General features: G+C 58.2%; 15 protein-coding genes and 2 pseudogenes. 13 read left to right on the top strand and 4 right to left on the bottom strand.

The features are described 5' to 3' along the window. The 6 genes from HGP16_RS28765 (at position 1) to HGP16_RS34805 (ending at position 4,451) form a co-directional block, all read left to right on the top strand. Positions 1-462: an RbsD/FucU family protein gene (locus HGP16_RS28765; protein WP_168843365.1), complete on the top strand. Its 462-nt coding sequence runs from the start codon at positions 1-3 to the stop codon at positions 460-462. Continuing rightward, positions 459-1,388, top strand: a complete 930-nt coding sequence (locus tag HGP16_RS28760; RefSeq protein ID WP_168843364.1) for a ribokinase — start codon at positions 459-461, stop codon at positions 1,386-1,388. The genes HGP16_RS28765 and HGP16_RS28760 overlap by 4 nt, the downstream gene beginning before the upstream one ends. A gap of 111 nt (positions 1,389-1,499) precedes the next feature. After that, positions 1,500-1,721 carry a hypothetical protein gene (locus HGP16_RS28755; protein ID WP_312867348.1) on the top strand — a complete coding sequence of 74 codons (222 nt, stop codon included), beginning with the start codon at positions 1,500-1,502 and terminating at the stop codon, positions 1,719-1,721. Positions 1,722-1,987: 266 nt separating this feature from the next. After that, positions 1,988-3,196: an NO-inducible flavohemoprotein gene (gene hmpA / locus HGP16_RS28750; protein ID WP_168843363.1), complete on the top strand. Its 1,209-nt coding sequence runs from the start codon at positions 1,988-1,990 to the stop codon at positions 3,194-3,196. Positions 3,197-3,273: 77 nt separating this feature from the next. Continuing rightward, positions 3,274-3,738 (top strand): RrF2 family transcriptional regulator, encoded by a 465-nt coding sequence (locus HGP16_RS28745; RefSeq protein WP_168843362.1) that lies wholly within the window; start codon positions 3,274-3,276, stop codon positions 3,736-3,738. A gap of 536 nt (positions 3,739-4,274) precedes the next feature. After that, positions 4,275-4,451 carry a nuclear transport factor 2 family protein gene (locus HGP16_RS34805; protein WP_168843361.1) on the top strand — a complete coding sequence of 59 codons (177 nt, stop codon included), beginning with the start codon at positions 4,275-4,277 and terminating at the stop codon, positions 4,449-4,451. A 22-nt stretch (positions 4,452-4,473) separates the two neighbouring features. On the opposite strand, the gene HGP16_RS28735 is transcribed toward HGP16_RS34805, so the two are convergent. From HGP16_RS28735 to HGP16_RS28720, 4 genes and pseudogenes are all read right to left on the bottom strand, one after another. After that, positions 4,474-5,178 (bottom strand): DUF899 family protein, encoded by a 705-nt coding sequence (locus tag HGP16_RS28735; protein ID WP_205926725.1) that lies wholly within the window; start codon positions 5,176-5,178, stop codon positions 4,474-4,476. 263 nt (positions 5,179-5,441) lie between these two features. Further along, positions 5,442-6,497, bottom strand: coding sequence for a Fic family protein (locus tag HGP16_RS28730; RefSeq protein ID WP_246705624.1), 1,056 nt, complete (start codon positions 6,495-6,497; stop codon positions 5,442-5,444). 178 nt (positions 6,498-6,675) lie between these two features. Then, positions 6,676-7,354 (bottom strand): annotated as a pseudogene (locus HGP16_RS28725) (transposase); the annotation flags it as partial. A 197-nt stretch (positions 7,355-7,551) separates the two neighbouring features. Beyond that, entirely contained in the window at positions 7,552-8,445 is an 894-nt protein-coding gene (locus HGP16_RS28720) for a hypothetical protein (RefSeq protein ID WP_312867347.1), read from the bottom strand. 369 nt (positions 8,446-8,814) lie between these two features. Between HGP16_RS28720 and HGP16_RS28715 the strand changes: the two genes are divergently transcribed. The 7 genes and pseudogenes from HGP16_RS28715 (at position 8,815) to HGP16_RS28685 (ending at position 15,485) form a co-directional block, all read left to right on the top strand. After that, positions 8,815-9,054, top strand: a complete 240-nt coding sequence (locus HGP16_RS28715) for a helix-turn-helix domain-containing protein (RefSeq protein WP_168843359.1) — start codon at positions 8,815-8,817, stop codon at positions 9,052-9,054. 605 nt (positions 9,055-9,659) lie between these two features. Next, entirely contained in the window at positions 9,660-9,923 is a 264-nt protein-coding gene (locus HGP16_RS28710) for a hypothetical protein (RefSeq protein WP_168843358.1), read from the top strand. A gap of 427 nt (positions 9,924-10,350) precedes the next feature. Beyond that, positions 10,351-11,400 (top strand): LacI family DNA-binding transcriptional regulator, encoded by a 1,050-nt coding sequence (locus tag HGP16_RS28705; RefSeq protein WP_168843357.1) that lies wholly within the window; start codon positions 10,351-10,353, stop codon positions 11,398-11,400. A 5-nt stretch (positions 11,401-11,405) separates the two neighbouring features. Next, a pseudogene (locus HGP16_RS28700) lies at positions 11,406-11,573 on the top strand (gfo/Idh/MocA family oxidoreductase); the annotation flags it as partial. A 6-nt stretch (positions 11,574-11,579) separates the two neighbouring features. Next, positions 11,580-13,193 (top strand): acyl CoA:acetate/3-ketoacid CoA transferase, encoded by a 1,614-nt coding sequence (locus HGP16_RS28695; protein ID WP_168843355.1) that lies wholly within the window; start codon positions 11,580-11,582, stop codon positions 13,191-13,193. After that, on the top strand, positions 13,186-13,965 hold the full coding sequence (locus HGP16_RS28690) for an enoyl-CoA hydratase/isomerase family protein (protein WP_168843354.1): 780 nt from the start codon (positions 13,186-13,188) through the stop codon (positions 13,963-13,965). The genes HGP16_RS28695 and HGP16_RS28690 overlap by 8 nt, the downstream gene beginning before the upstream one ends. After that, on the top strand, positions 13,959-15,485 hold the full coding sequence (locus HGP16_RS28685) for an aldehyde dehydrogenase family protein (protein WP_205927582.1): 1,527 nt from the start codon (positions 13,959-13,961) through the stop codon (positions 15,483-15,485). The genes HGP16_RS28690 and HGP16_RS28685 overlap by 7 nt, the downstream gene beginning before the upstream one ends. Positions 15,486-15,498: the final 13 nt, after the last annotated feature.

Below are 15,498 nucleotides of genomic sequence, written 5' to 3'. Positions count from 1 at the left end.
ATGCTCAAAGGTATCAGGCCAGAACTCAATGGAGATATTCTCCAGGCGCTGTCCAAGATGGGGCATGGCGATTACCTCGTGGTTTCGGACACGAACTTCCCTTCGGATTCGGTGGCCCGGCACTCGCTGCTCGGTGGTCTTTTGACAATGGAGAATACGCCCGCACCAAGGGCGATCGAGGCAATCCTCTCTGTCTTCCCGCTCGACACGCCGCTGCAGCCCTCGGTTGGCCGCATGGAAGTAATCGGCAAACCGGACGAAATCCCAGACGTGCAGCGGGAAGTGCAAGCCGTAGTCGATCGCGCAGAGAATAAGGCGGCACCCATGTATCCGATTGAGCGGATGGCTTTCTACGACATTGCCCGCAAGGCCTATTGCGTTATCGCGACTGGCGAGACGCGGTTCTACGGCTGCTTCATTCTCACCAAGGGTGTCATCCCAGCCAATGAGGTGGCGCGATGAGTGACAGAAAGACCATCGTTATTCTTGGCATCTTCGCCGCCGATACCGCCTATAAGGCCAAGCGTCTGCCGCATGTCGCCGAAACCTTGATCGGTTCTGGCTTTTCTCTCGGTCCTGGTGGCAAAGGCTCCAACCAGGCAATTGCCGCGGCAAAAGCAGGCGGCCACGTCACCTTTATCTCGCGTGTGGGCAACGATCCCTTCGGTGACATGGCGCTTGCGGCCTATGCGGCAGCAGGCGTGAAGGCCAATGTGGTGCGCGTGGAAGGCGTCTCGACCGGTGCCGCCTTCATCTTCGTCAACGAGGACAACGGCGATAACGCCATTATCGTAGCCCCTGGCGCTGCCGGCCTAATCGGCATTGAAGATGTTGATGCCAACCGCGCGGAAATCGAAGCCGCTTCTATCTTCATGACCCAGCTCGAGCAGCCCATCGAAGCCGCCATCCACGGTCTTTCGATCGCGAAGAAGGCTGACGTTACGACGATCTTCAACCCCGCGCCGGCACAGGTGATCCCCGATAGTATCTATCCGTTATGTGACTTCATCGTCCCGAACGAGATTGAGGCCGCAGGTATCGTCGGCCATCCGGTCGACACCGACGAGCAGGCAATGAGGGCCGCCGAGACGCTTCTCCAGCGCGGTGCGAAGACAGCAATCATCACGCTCGGCGGGCGAGGATCGCTGTATCGAACGCCAGGCCATAGCGAGTTCGTTCCGGCTATTGCCGCAGGAAAGGTGATCGACACGACCGGAGCCGGGGATGCCTTTCTTGGCGGCTTTGCGGCAGCCCTTGCCGAAGGACGCGCGCCGATTGACGCCGTGCGTTTTGCGTCGGTGACCGCCGGCATTGCAGTGACGCGCCCCGGTACAGCGCCCGCCATGCCCGCGCGAAGCGAAATCGAGGCGCTCCTCAGTTCTGCGTGACGGAACGAACAGCTTCCTTGATAATCCCGTTTAATCGTCCTCGCCGCCGTCTTCACGTACCGCAACGAGGACCTTTGCTCAGCTCTTGCGCCTCGAATACGGGCAACTGCTGTGGGACCAGGTCCCACTCTCAGCAATGCAAGGCAAAGCGAGGCTGACTTTGCACGCCAATCGGGCGTCGTTCTGCTCGGCCGCGGGGGTGTCCCTAATCAGGTTGCCGAAACGGTTGCCTATCTAGCGCGCGCCGAGAGTATCACCGGCCAAATGATCGCGGTCGACAGCGGACAGCACCTTGCCTGGCAGACGCCCGACATCACCGGTATTTCAGAATAAAAATGGAGAGAATTATCAACGTTACCCTCAAAATGAGCTCGTCAAGTACTCGTCGGTGAGCTCATTTGACAGCCCTTAGATCAACCTCAGATCGCTGTAACTGAAAAATCGATGGGGCGTGGTTGGGAAACGAATGGGCCTGACTATGCTGGGCTCACGTGTGGCAGAACCGCACAGGGCATCGCTAATGCAAAAAGATACATTGTTGATATATGTTTTAAGGCATACATCGGTTCCCGCCACTATCAAAATCATGGAGATCCGAAATGGCTAGAGAACTGAGCGCGGCAACCAAGGCAATCGTGCAGGCCACCGTACCCGCGCTTGCAGCCCACGGCACCGAGATCACCGCCGCCATGTATCTACTGCTTTTCAAGGACGAGGAGGTTCGCAACCTCTTCAACCAGTCCCACCAAGGCGAAGGCGGCGGGCAGACGAAGGCGCTGGCACAGGCGATCCTCGTCTATGCGCAGAATATCGACAACCTCGCCGTCCTCGGGCCGGCGGTCGAGCGGATCGCACAAAAGCATGTCGGCCTTCAGATTCAGGAGCATCATTATCCGCATGTCGCCAACGCACTGCTCGCAGCCATCAAGCAGGTGCTGGGCGACGCCGCAACCGACGAAGTGCTTGCAGCTTGGGGCGAGGCCTACTGGTTCCTAGCGGATATCCTCATCGGCAGGGAAAAGCAGGTCTATGATGAGCTAAGCGCCACTGAAGGCGGATGGAACGGGTGGCGCCGCTTCCGCATTGCCGACAAACGCCGCGAGAGCGACATCATCACCTCCTTCGTACTCAAGCCGGAAGATGACAGGCCGGTCCTGCGCCATCTCCCCGGCCAGTATCTGACCTTCCGGATAGCCGTGCCCGGAAAGGGTGAACATCGCCGCAACTACAGCATCTCCTCTGCTCCGAACGGCGAGACCTACAGAATTTCGGTCAAGCGCGAGCCCTCGGGTGTGATTTCGAACTATCTGCATGACAAGCTGGTCGTCGGCGATGTGCTCGAAGTTGCGCCACCGGCAGGCGATTTCTTCCTGAAGGAGAATACGGCGCGACCGGTCGTCTTGCTGAGCGGCGGTGTCGGCCTGACGCCGATGGTCAGCATGCTCGAAACCATCGCAGCGAAAGAAGAGAACGCGAATGTCTACTACGTTCACGGCGCCGAAGACGGCAAGGTTCACGCGATGGGCGAGCATGTTCGCAAGCTCATCTTCGGCCGCGACGGAATGAGGTCGGCGATCTTCTATCGCGCGCCGCATTCCGACGATCGGAAGGGCGTTCACTACGACCAGGAAGGCTTCGTCACCCTCGAGTGGCTCGCCGAGAACACGCCACTGACGGAAGCCGACATCTATTTGTGTGGTCCAAAGCCGTTCCTTACGACGTTCGTCAATGGATTGGACAGAGCCGGCGTTCCGAAAGACAGGATCCACTACGAGTTCTTCGGTCCGGCCGACGATTTGGCGGCATAACATGAGCATCAGGCGGTTGGAGTTCGCTCCGCCGCCTGATTGCTATTATGCTTCAAAATGGAACCAGGAAGAAATTCATGCGGCTGACAGTTTATTCCGACTATGCATTGCGGCTGATGATGTATCTCGGTCTCCGTCCGGGCGGGAACCCGTCGACGATCGATGAAGTGGCTGCGGCTTACGGTATCTCCAAGGCGCATCTAATGAAGATCACCAACGAACTCGGTAGGAAGGGTCTGATCGAGACCATACGGGGACGTCAGGGGGGAATGCGCCTGGCTCATGACGCATCGGCGATCAGGGTCGGAGACATCGTTCGGGCCTGCGAGCCGGACTTCGCGCTGGTTCCCTGCATGGAAGCCGAAGGCGGTAATGCCTGCGTGGTATTGCCGGCCTGCGTGCTCAAGCGCGCGCTTGCAACCGCGACCGCAGCCTTTCTCGAAGTCCTTGACGGCTACACGTTGCAGGACCTCGTCGGGCCAACCGTCGCGCTACGCCAACTTCTGGGCTTGGAGAAGTCAGAGAGGGTGGCATTACGCTGACAAAGAAATATGCTTTACTGAAGCTCACATAGTATTTCCGGCTCTTCCCTATTCGGCGTATTGACGTCAAGCGCTTTTGAGCTTTCAGCTTCTCGGTAGTTTGATGTCTCTCGCAGGCCCTCGCTTCTCTTCGGGATCGGCACACGGCCATCTCAGGATGGGATCAATAGAATGAGATGGCCCAGTCTGTTGCGCGTTCTGACCGCGGTGAAGCAACACCAAGGAGGCATCGATCCCGACGCCGAATAAAGTCCTTACCATGGTGTTCCACACCTCGCCAACAGGAGATAGCCATGCCAGCTCTGGATGAAGTGCCAGGTCAATCGTTGTGAGAGCGCTTCCCTTGACTATATCAACGGCAACTCCGCGACCCCTGATCAATATGTCGACGCCCCACGGACCCCGCGACCTTCCTTCCTCCGTCCGGGAACCGGATCGACGGTCCGGCGGCGGTCAACGCTTCGAACGAGAAGGGGCGCATTTAAGGAGGGAAGCGGGGCAGTTTCGAAGTCCCGAAATCCTTCAGTCTTCGTAGGATGGAAACCTGGGCTTCTGGACGGGACTGCAGCATGCCAAAGCCCAGGATGGCTGGTCAAGACGGAGAGATTCCGATGTCGTTGCGCGTGACGGAGGTCTTCCGACGCGAGGAGGGAGAATGGAAGCTCGTCCATCGACACGCCGATATGCTAAGGCTTCTTCATAGCCAAGGCTAGATTAACTGCAGGGAGTCGAGCGTTAGTATTTTAGCTTCGGATACCAGTCTGCGCCGCGCCCCGCCGGAGTCATATCGAGAATATTCCACAGCGGTGCAATATCAACAGCGCCTCTGGGATCCTGTCCAGGATCGGCCGCTTCGCGTGGCATTTCGGCATTGTAGAAGACACGAATTTCCGATCCGTTCTTCTGGTAAACAGTGAAGCCCGGATATTCGTAACCCTCATCATCGACCAGGCCTAAATCTCGGGCATAGTCGTCACCTACCGTTTGAACAAAATCCAGGTCATGCCAACCTCGTTCCATGGCAAACGCCCGTTGTCGTTCCACAGAGCTTCGCCCAATGATCTTGAACGCAACTCGTTGTTTGACATCGACCCCGTTGCCGTTCGCGCCGCCAAGGAAGTTTGTGCACATCGGGCAGGGCCGTTCGCGCTGCGGACCGAACATCCAGAAATACGTCACAAGTGTGTCGTGATTTCCGAAGAGTTCTGCAAGTCCGATCTCGTTACCATTCTCGTCCTTGAACCGGTAGTCTTTTTCGACGACCGGGCCGGAGGGTAGCTGCCGGCGAAGGTCGGCAAGCCGGGTGAGATGGCGTCGGACTTCGATTTCTTCTGCCAGCAGGGCCGTTCTGGCCTTGGAATACTGCGGGCTTTCATTCTTGAACCGGGACACTCGCTTCGCGGCCAGCTCCGCAGCGGGTTTTAACTCACTCATGTTCATGTCTTCGATCCCTTGAATCTTCGCGGTCATTTTCGTGCGCCATCAGCTTCTCGCAGGCTCTGCCAGACCGATCCGGTTGTTTCCTCATCGAGAAAACGCGCAAGGGGGCCGAAGGATCCGCGAGCCGCGGTCGGGCAGCCAGCCTGATATAAAGCGTGATATTCTCAAAGGCTAAGCGAGCTTAGGGGTTGTTTGAATTACCGGGGCGACAGTTCGCATCCCTTCGAGAGGAGCCCATTCAGATGGGCCCGACATCCGATTCATCAGGAAAGACCGTACCAGGCACCGCGGCCGGCACCGTGCAGGACGAGGTGCCCTTGATCCACAAGTGCCTTGAGATGATCCTTGATGGTGTGACGGCTTGCATCGGTGATGCGAGCAGCTTCCGCGACTGTAATCCGCCCGTGCTCACGCGCCAACTCGAGCAATGTGACGGATAATTCCGGCATGTCGGCGAGGATAATGCGCTCGCGCTCCATCTTCTTCTCAAGCCGGGTCTTCTGCAGATGCAGGGCCCTCAAAAAGAACTCGATCCAAGGATTCCAGTCGGGCTCCGCGCTGCGGATCGTTGCCTGCGTACGCCGAAGCGAGATGTAATAGCTTTCCTTGCTTTGCTCGATGACGCTTTCGAGCGAGCTGTAGGGGACATAAGCGTAGCCGGCCCGCAAGAGCAGCAAGGTGGTCAGAATACGTGATAGGCGGCCATTGCCATCCTGGAATGGATGGATTTCGAGGAAAACGACAACGAAGATCGCGACGACCAAAAGTGGGTGGAGCTGCTTTTCTCGCCCTTGCTCATCCAGCCAAGCGATCAGTTCTTGCATTCGACGCGGCGTATCGAACGGCGATGCCGTTTCGAAAACGACGCCGAGGCTCTCGCCCTGTTCGTTAAACACTTCCACGTTGTTGGAGAGCGCTTTGTAGGCGCCGCGATGCCGCTCGTCCTTTGTCGAATGTGCAAGAAGGTCGCGGTGGAGCTGACGGATATGATTCTCGGTGAACGAAATAGCTTCGTAAGCACTGAAGATGTTCTCCATTACCTCCGCATAGCCGGCAATCTCTTGCTCGTCGCGTGTCGTAAATGACCCCAGGCGAATGTTTGCCAGCAGCTTTTCGACCTCTCGGTCGGTGAGGCGTGCCCCTTCAATACGTGTGGAGGAACCGACGCTTTCGATCGTGGCGACACGCCGGAGGCTGGACAGCCGCTCAGGCGCGATCCGGCCGATCGCGCGCCAAGCACCTTTGAATTCGTCGATTTCGGCGATCAGCGACAGGATTTCCGGCGTGATCCGGACGGTCGCCGTGTTTAGAAATTCCATTTTCCCATCCATTCCCATCCAATTCCTGAGGCACTCTCACGCACTATTTATCCATCCGTTTCCATCCAATTTCTACGAGATAGTTTGTCAGATCTATCAGTTGATCGCGCGCCAGATGACTGGCCAGTCTTCACTCGACCGAATTCAGACTTTTGCAGCGAGAAGAGAAGATGTACGAGGAGCGCGAGGTGGGGAAGTTTTCCGGATCTTCGATCGCAGCAATGTACGAGACGGCCGTTACGGCACCAACGCCTGGAATCGTCATCAGAAGCTTCGTAGCCCGGCTCTGTCTGGAAACTGCGACCAACTGTTTATCAAGATTGGCTGCGCGCTCACGCATTTCGCGCCATGCCTCGAGGAGGGGTAATATCACAACTGCCAGGCCGCTATTTCCATTCAGCAACTCTCTCACATTGGCATCAAATACCCGTCCTTCTCCTTTGGGCACGACGAGACCAAACGTTTTCAGAAGACCGCGTATTTGGTTGCTGAGTTGCTTGGAAATGCTCACGAGCAGGCTACGCGCTGCCACCAGTGTACGCGTCAGCATGTTGTCGAAAGTCTTCACTCGCACGACTTTGTAAAACCCGGCTTTGGCCAACTGCGCTAGACCATCCGCATCATTGGCATCAGTCTTATTGAGGGTCTCATTCAGAACCTTTTGCGCACGACGTACTTCGATGCAAATCGCGGGAATTCCTTCGGCTGTCAGCGCGTGATAGAACCAAGTCGACAGTGGGCCTGTCTCGAAAACAACCACCTTTGCGCGTGGAGGCTTTCGGATGATCTGCGATAGAACTTTGGGATCAGAAGGACATTTGCCTCAACGAAACATCAAGCCCGATATATTGGTCCATGGTTGCCTCCCATTTGATGCTGGGCCCGGTTCCAATCGTGAGCCCGTATTTCATCTTACCGGGGGCAACCACCAATGTCAGATATTGCTAGGGCAATGTCGTTGGGGGAAGCGTCCGCGATTACCCCATGTTCAAGAGCGTAGGCTGAATATGCAGCCTGAGGCACACCTTGCCGGTGCCGCCTCTGTGAGGCGCAATCAAGACGCTCCCCGCAACGCCCTTCTCACCTTGCGCGAGAGCTCATCGACCGTCGCCATAACTCGGTTTATCTGTGACAGCGTGGACGCAGGTTGCGGGGCATGGCTGATGACGTGATGCTCGTTGCTTGCAGAGAGCGTGGCCAGATGCGCCACCGTCCGCTTGCGCAGGATAAGGCCGGCGTCGGTCGCTATCCGCGTTCGTTCGCCGAGGTCGTGCCGGAAACCGCCTACCATCGTGGGGTCCACGCCTTTGGCGAGCAGGAATGCATTCAGGTAGAGCTCCATCGCATGGAGCGCCAGAAGACGCTGCGGAGCCTGGTTGGGCTTGGACGAGCCCTCGCCAAGCTTCCTGGCCGCCTCTTGGTAGTGTGTCGCCAGGTTTAGAATGCTCCGAACGCCTGCCGCTTTGCCAGGCTGTGTAGGTCGCTTGCATGATGTCGGCCGGCGCTTCCCGGCAAGGCGGATAAGATCCTTCAGCATCGTGCGCAGCTCGGGCCAGGGGGCATCTTCGAGCTTCAGGCCGGGATCATGCATGACGATCAGGCAATGGAGTTTCGCGGTGACTTCCATCAGGGAGGAGGGCGGTGTGATCCCCATGACACGTCCCGATATTCCGGCCCCTTCCGCGAGCTCCTGCTCCAAAGCGAGCGCCGCGCTGTATCCCAAACGCTGATCCGCGTCCTTCCATCGTTTCCGGCGCCTTCGAAGCTCGGCGCGCGCCCGAGACAGGTCTCCGGCATTAAGCTGCGTTGCCATTCGATTGATGTCGGCAAACGAATGAACCTTAACGACGCCATCCTTTCCAACACTCGGCAGCGTCGCTGCCGGAAGACCACCGGCCTCTTCGAGCAATTCCTTCTCAAGTTTTTCTCTGAGACGAGTGGCCTTCACCTGCTGCTGATAAAGCGCATACCATTTCGGCCACAATTCCCTGACGGGCGTTGGGCCAGGCTCTGTTCGCCGAGCGTCAGGATCTTCGATGTGAGAATTCAATAGGCGCGACGCGACGGCAAGCAGGTTCCGGCGGTCGATCACGCGCGGGAGGGTTTCACACGTCGGAGGGCATGGCCTTATTTTTCCGCGGGCAAATGCAGGCAAAGTTCTGCTATTCTCAGAATCAGCCATGATCCGAGCTCCAGACAGCTTAGGTTGTGGTCAGGCTGGCCGGGGTGGTGCGAACACCCAGGCCAGCCGATTATAGCTTAGGAGGGTACAGTTGCCGGTGCATTTGAGCAAGAGAAATCACAACAGGGTTGTGAAATGAATGCTATTCAGTGCAAACTGGCTCGTATCGCTTTGGGTTGGGGAGTACGAGACCTTGCGCAGGCGGCGAATGTTTCAACTCAGACAATAAGTCGGTTGGAACGAGGAGAGCAATTACGAAATGGTACGCTGGAAAGCATAAGGCACGTGCTGGAAGAGGCTGGCATAGAATTCATTTTGGACGACGGTAAGGGCTATGGAATCCGGATCAAGAAGGCCCAATTGCCGCCATCATAGAGTGGAAGGCAGACGAGCTTGCTTGGCTTGGGGTAGGGGAAGCGAACGTCGTTTCATGATTGATTCCTAACCACCCACTGAACTCTCTTGCCATTGCGACGCCATTCTGGGAAGCCAATGGGGGATCGCGACGCCGTCGCTCCGGTCCGAACTGTGAACGCTCTTTCGATTGGGCTGTAAAGAGCCGAGGGTCGCCAGTAAATTTCCCCAGACATTGTGGCGTATGGGACTTCCTCGCTGTGTAGGAAACCAGTCCATAATCAGGACGCCCCCACCGACCGGATGCAACCGTTTTTCGGCAACACACCCGCACGCCGGCGACGTGCCGCCGATATCGATACAGGACGATGGCAGAGAAGGGTAAGAATGACGGCTGCTGAGTTTTAGAGCGCTTTCCAAGGCGCTTCGCGGATCTTTCAGCCACGATACCATATCCTTAACAGGATGGATGAGGAGGCGGTTAAACCCGAGCCCCTTGGAGCGCCCGAAGGTGAGGGCCTGCAGATCGACAGAAGCGACCACGATGTTGGCACCCCAGCGACGCTGGCTGGCCGGACTCGAACCTACAGCGGACTTGATGACTCGAAGCAAGATGAGAGGATACAATGAAAAGGATAGCGGTTGTGGTGATTTTGGCGGCCATGCTTGCGGCCTGCCAAACTAGCGAACCAGGACTGGAGCCCATTCCGGGGAGCATTACCTACGGCGGGCAGCCGACACAACGATTACAAAAGTCACCAGTCGGCAGCATCCTTCCTCACACATTCACGGATCAGTGGGGCGAACGGGTGCGCGAGACATACATCGTGCAGCCCGATCGCAGTCTGAAGCTAGTCGATCGGGTATATCTTGATAATCCCTTCGACTGAAATGTGGGCGCCGCGTCATCTGGCATACGATGAAAATCCCTTCGCGTCGGCCTCGGCACGCGACAGGCGCAATCTCGCAAGTTTCGTCGTGACATTTCGTTGATGCAGTCCTTGTTACGCGCTTCCAATCGCTTCAATGGAAAGGCGTTGATGAAAACGCGGATCGTCTTGTCGGGATCACCGCCGAGCTGGGACGAGCCTAGAGGATTCCGAGCAAGCTCACGCGTTCGAAATTTAGATCGTTCCAAATAAATCTGCCGTCTATGGCCGCCAGGGAACAAGTGCCGCAGAAATTAATAGCATAATAGATTCCTATGCTTATATGAGAATGCGATGCCTGTCAGATTGGTGAAAAGATTTTCTTCTTGACTGAATTGGAACGTTCCAATTATTAAATTGACATGACTGAGGTCATTGGAGGTTTGTCATGACCAAGGGACGGGTCACCGTCATCGATATCGCGAAGGCTGCGGGCGTGTCGAAATCGACCGTCTCGTTGGTCTTGCAGGGATCTCCGTTGGTCAACGATGGCACGAGGGCCAAGGTCAATGCCGTGATGCGGGAACTCGGTTATGTCTATAATCGCGGCGCCGCCAATCTCAGGCAGTCAGGGTCGAAGTCGAAGATCATTGGCGTTGTCGTCAATGATCTGACGAATGGCTTCTTCGCCGAGCTCGCAGTCGGCGTGGACATGGTCGTGCAGTCTGCCGGATTCGTACAGTTTCTATCCAACACAAGCGAGAACCTCGACCGTCAGCGGGAGGTCATCGCGTCGATGCGTGAGCACGGCATCTCGGGGCTGATCCTTTCGCCCGCACGCGCGACGGAAGCCGCCGACCTGAAGCCGCTCATCGCCGCTGGCATTCCCGTTGTTGTCGCCGTTAGAAATGTGCCCGGAGCAAAGGCTTCATCAGTTGTCTCGGATAATCGCGAAGGCGTCGTTGTGGGCGTGGAGCACCTGGTGTCACTTGGTCATCGCCGCATCGCGTTCCTTGGCGGTTTTCGTGACACGGCGGTCTTTGACGAGCGTCTGGCCGGCTATCGTGCCGCTGCTGCCGTTTGCGGGCTGGATGCCGACGAGGATCTGATTGTCGATTCCCCGCCGTCGAGGGCGGGCGGAGCCGAAGCGATCGAGCGTGCATTGTCGATCGGAAACAGGCCGACTGCTGCGGTATGCTTCAACGACGCGGTCGCATTCGGGGTTTGCGACGGCCTTCGTGCCAGGAAGCTCGAGCCCGGCCGGGACTTCGCGGTCGTCGGGTTCGACGACGTGATCGAGGCAAAAACCGCTGTTCCGGCTCTGACTACCATCTCGGTCGATCCTCAAGGAATAGGCCGTCGTGCCGCGCAGCTTCTCCTGAAGCAGATCAGCGCCGGAAAGGCGGAAGCCGAAGCCATAGTCTCGTCGGTTCGGCTCGTGGTTCGCGAAACCTGTGGCGCTGCAAACGGCTCCCCACTTGGAAGGACGCAGGCATGACTGTCGACGGCGGCAACCTCTACGAGGACGCTCTCAGAGCGTTCCACTCCGCAATGAGGAACGGCTTGCCCTTGGCGGCGACCGAGGATGGAATTTGGTCAATGGCCACCGCGCTTGCCGTCAAGAAAGCGGTTGCGACGGGTGCGGCCGTGAAAGTTGAAACAGGACCCTAAACGAACATGAGCAAGCACATTACCCCGGCGCAAGCCGCAGCCCTCATTCCGGACGGTGCCGTCGTCTCCGTTTCGTCGTCGAGCGGCCTTGGCTGCCCCGACCTCATGTTGAAGGCGATTGGCGAGCGCTTTGATAGCACCGGTCATCCGAGGGATATCACGACGCTGCATCCGATCGCCGCCGGTGACATGAGCGGCATCAGGGGCGTCGACTACATCGCCAAAAAGGGTCTCCTCAAGAAGATTATCGGCGGTTCCTATCCATCGGGTCCGTCGAGCGCCGAGCCACCGCTGATCTGGCAGATGATCACGAACAACGAGATTCCGGCCTACAATATTCCTTCGGGCATCATGTTCGATATTCACCGGGAAGCTGCTGCCAAGCGCCCGGGTGTTCTGACGAAGATCGGCATCGACACGTTCGTTGATCCGAACCGGCAGGGCTGCGCCATGAACGATCTCGGGGCCGGCGAGCCGGTAGTCAAACGGGTCTCCTTCGAAGGCGACGACTATCTGTTCTTCCCGTCAATCGTGCCCCAAGTCGCCATCATCCGTGCAACGACTGCCGACGAGCGCGGCAATCTCACCTACGAGCATGAAGGCGCGTATCTCGGTGGCCTCGATCAGGCGCTCGCTGCCCGCAACAACGGCGGCATCGTCATCGCTCAGGTCAAGCGCATAACCAAGGAAGGCTCGCTAAAGCCGCACGACGTGCGCGTGCCTGGCATGCTCGTCGACTATGTCGTCGTCGATCCGGATCAGAAGCAGACGACGCAGACGCTCTACGATCCGGCGATCTCCGGAGAGATCTTCCGGCCGCTCGACACTTTCCGGGTTCCGGAGTTCAACATCCAAAAGGTCATCGCCCGTCGCGTTGCGCAGGAACTGCAGGCCGGAAGCTGCGTCAACCTTGGCTTCGGTATCTCGGCGAATGTGCCCCGCATTCTAATGGAAGAGGGCCTTCATGGCGCGGTGACATGGGTCATCGAGCAGGGTGCCGTTGGTGGCGTTCCGCTTCTTGACTTCGCCTTCGGCTGCGCCTCGAACGCCGACGCCTACATGCCTTCGCCGTACCAGTTTACCTATTTTCAGGGAGCTGGTTTCGACGCCTCGCTGCTTTCCTTCCTGGAAATCGGCAGCGACGGCTCGGTCAACGTGTCGAAACTGTCGTTCCGTCCGCATGTCACAGCGGGCGCAGGCGGCTTCGTCGACATCACCGCGCGGGCGAGGAAGATCGTATTCTCCGGAATGTTCAACGCGGGTGCAAAGCTTGCGGTCGCAGAAGGCAAGCTTGTTATCGAGAAGGAAGGCAAGCTCAAGAAACTGGTCAACGAGGTCGAGCATGTCACCTTCTCCGGCAAGCGGGCGATCGAACAGGGGCAAGACATCACCTATGTCACCGAGCGCTGCGTCATGAAATTGACGCCGAGGGGCATCGTGGTGACGGAGATCGCTCCGGGCATCGATCTCCAGGAACATGTCCTGGGCCAGTCCGAATTCCCGCTGATCGTTTCGGAAGATCTCAAGGTCATGGGCTTGAACCTCTTTGCCGAAGCCAACATCGATCTCTCGCTTCCGAAGAGGGCCGCCCGCGTTCTGGAGGGCACCTTCAATGGCTAGCGGTACGGTGAAGGTCGACGTGGAAGGTCCCGTCGCGACGATGACGGTTTCGCGGCCTGAGAAGTTGAACGCACTCGACCTCGACATGCTCAAGGCGCTGTCCGATGCCGCTGACGAAGTGGAAGCCAACCCAAAGGTTCGCGTCGCGATCCTGACAGGGGAGGGCAAGGGATTCTCGGCCGGCGGCGACATTAAGGCTTGGGGTGGAATGCGACCCGAAGAGTTCGGTCATGCGTGGGTCCGGCACGGTCATCGCATCTTCGAGCGGCTCGCAACGCTTCGCGTCCCGCTCGTCGCTGCGCTCAACGGTCACGCGCTTGGCGGCGGGCTTGAGCTTGCGGGCGTCGCCGACATTCGTATCGCAGAAGAGCAGATCAAGATCGGTCTTCCCGAGACGGGTCTTGGCATGGTTCCCGGCTGGTCCGGCACGCAGCGCCTGGTGAAACGCTTCGGCGCCCAGGTTGTTCGCCGTATGGCTCTCGGCGGAGAGATATTCACCGCCGAGGAGGCACGTGGCTTCGGCGTCGTCGATACAGTCACAACGACAGGTAACGCCGTCAAGGCTGCCAACGAATATGCGGCGCGCATCGCAGCGCGCGGTCCGGCGGCGCTCGAAGTCGTCAAACTCATGATCGCCTCCGCAAATGGTGAGGACAACGGGACCGCCGTCGAGGCGTTGGGCTCGATCCTTGTTGCGAAGACGGGTGACCTAAAGGAGGGCGTTGCTTCCTTCACAGAAAAGCGCCCCGCACAGTTCAAAGGAGAATGGTAATGACGGTTCTGATTGCTCCCAAAGCTCTCGCCGATCACAGGGCGCGCGATTTCAAGATGCTGATCGACGGCAAGTGGGAAGCAGGCGGCACGCAGCCGCTGGAACGCGTAGCACCGAGCCATGGTGTCGTCGTCAGTCGCTATCCGACGGGCATGAAAGCAGATGCCGAACGGGCGATCGCCGCTGCACGCAAGGCCTTTGATCATGGACCTTGGCCCCGGATGACCGCGTCCGAACGGTCCGCCATTCTTCTGAAGGCCGCCGATCTCATCGCAGCGCGCTCCGAAGAACTTGCCTATCTCGACGCCATCGAAGCGGGAAAGCCGATCTCACAGGTTCGCGGGGAGATTGCTGGCTCTGTTGACATTTGGCGATACGCCGCTGGACTCGCCCGTGACCTGCATGGCGAGAGCTATAACACCCTGGGCGACGGTACTCTGGGCGTCGTTCTTCGTGAAGCCATCGGCGTGGTGTCGATCATCACACCGTGGAATTTCCCGTTCCTGATCGTCGGTCAGAAGCTGCCTTTTGCACTTGCCGCCGGCTGCACGACGGTCGTCAAGCCTTCCGAACTCACCTCGGGATCAACGCTGCTGCTGGGGGAGATTCTGCAAGAGGCCGGCCTTCCTGACGGTGCGGTCAACATCGTTACAGGCACCGGACCGGAGGTGGGCGCGATCATGACGACGCATCCGCATGTCGACATGGTGTCCTTCACGGGTTCGACCGGGGTCGGCAAACTGACGATGACCAACGCCGCGCAGACGCTGAAGAAGGTGTCGCTCGAGCTTGGTGGCAAGAACCCGCAGATCGTTTTCCCGGATGCGGATATCGATGCCTTCATCGACGCTGCCGTGTTCGGCGCGTATTTCAATGCAGGCGAATGCTGTAATGCCGGTTCGCGACTGATCCTGCACAAGAGCATTGCATCAGACGTCGTTAAGCGCGTTGCCGAGCTGGCGAAGGACGTCAAGGTCGGCGATCCGCTCGATCCAAGCACCCAGGTCGGTGCCATCATCACGCCGCAGCACCTGGAAAAGATCAACACCTATGTGACCGGCGCGACGAACAACGGTGCGCAGGTCGCTCACGGTGGCGAAGCCCTTGACTTCGGCATGGGGCAGTTCATGGCTCCGACCATTCTCGAAGCTGTCACGCCGGACATGGCGGTAGCACGCGAGGAAGTGTTCGGACCAGTCCTTTCCGTCCTGACATTCGAGACAACCGCTGAAGCGATCCAGATCGGGAATTCCATCGACTACGGTCTTTCGGCCGGCGTGTGGAGCCGCGACTTCGACACGTGCCTCACGATCGGCAGAAAGATTCGCGCGGGGACGGTCTGGATGAACACCTTCATGGACGGTGCTTCGGAGCTCCCCTTCGGCGGATACAAGCAGTCCGGCCTCGGTCGCGAGCTGGGCCGCCATGCGGTCGAGGATTACACCGAGACCAAGACACTTAACATGCATATCGGCGCCCGAACGAACTGGTGGATGCCGAAGAAGGGAACGCCGGCTTAGGTCGGCGACAGGA

The sequence above is a fragment of the Rhizobium sp. P40RR-XXII genome, assembly GCF_012641405.1.
Lineage (GTDB): Bacteria > Pseudomonadota > Alphaproteobacteria > Rhizobiales > Rhizobiaceae > Rhizobium.
The sequence above is the reverse complement of the archived record's forward strand: the minus strand, read 5'-3'. Positions and strand labels throughout refer to the sequence as shown.

Coding starts and splice junctions, on each gene's coding strand:
- HGP16_RS28705 (WP_168843357.1), top strand. CDS start 10,351: ATGACCAAGGGACGGGTCACCGTCATCGATATCGCGAAGGCTGCGGGC.
- HGP16_RS28690 (WP_168843354.1), top strand. CDS start 13,186: ATGGCTAGCGGTACGGTGAAGGTCGACGTGGAAGGTCCCGTCGCGACG.
- HGP16_RS28715 (WP_168843359.1), top strand. CDS start 8,815: ATGAATGCTATTCAGTGCAAACTGGCTCGTATCGCTTTGGGTTGGGGA.
- HGP16_RS34805 (WP_168843361.1), top strand. CDS start 4,275: ATGGAAACCTGGGCTTCTGGACGGGACTGCAGCATGCCAAAGCCCAGG.
- HGP16_RS28745 (WP_168843362.1), top strand. CDS start 3,274: ATGCGGCTGACAGTTTATTCCGACTATGCATTGCGGCTGATGATGTAT.
- HGP16_RS28735 (WP_205926725.1), bottom strand. CDS start 5,178: ATGAACATGAGTGAGTTAAAACCCGCTGCGGAGCTGGCCGCGAAGCGA.
- HGP16_RS28695 (WP_168843355.1), top strand. CDS start 11,580: ATGAGCAAGCACATTACCCCGGCGCAAGCCGCAGCCCTCATTCCGGAC.
- HGP16_RS28685 (WP_205927582.1), top strand. CDS start 13,959: ATGGTAATGACGGTTCTGATTGCTCCCAAAGCTCTCGCCGATCACAGG.
- hmpA (WP_168843363.1), top strand. CDS start 1,988: ATGGCTAGAGAACTGAGCGCGGCAACCAAGGCAATCGTGCAGGCCACC.
- HGP16_RS28730 (WP_246705624.1), bottom strand. CDS start 6,497: ATGGAATTTCTAAACACGGCGACCGTCCGGATCACGCCGGAAATCCTG.
- HGP16_RS28765 (WP_168843365.1), top strand. CDS start 1: ATGCTCAAAGGTATCAGGCCAGAACTCAATGGAGATATTCTCCAGGCG.
- HGP16_RS28760 (WP_168843364.1), top strand. CDS start 459: ATGAGTGACAGAAAGACCATCGTTATTCTTGGCATCTTCGCCGCCGAT.
- HGP16_RS28710 (WP_168843358.1), top strand. CDS start 9,660: ATGAAAAGGATAGCGGTTGTGGTGATTTTGGCGGCCATGCTTGCGGCC.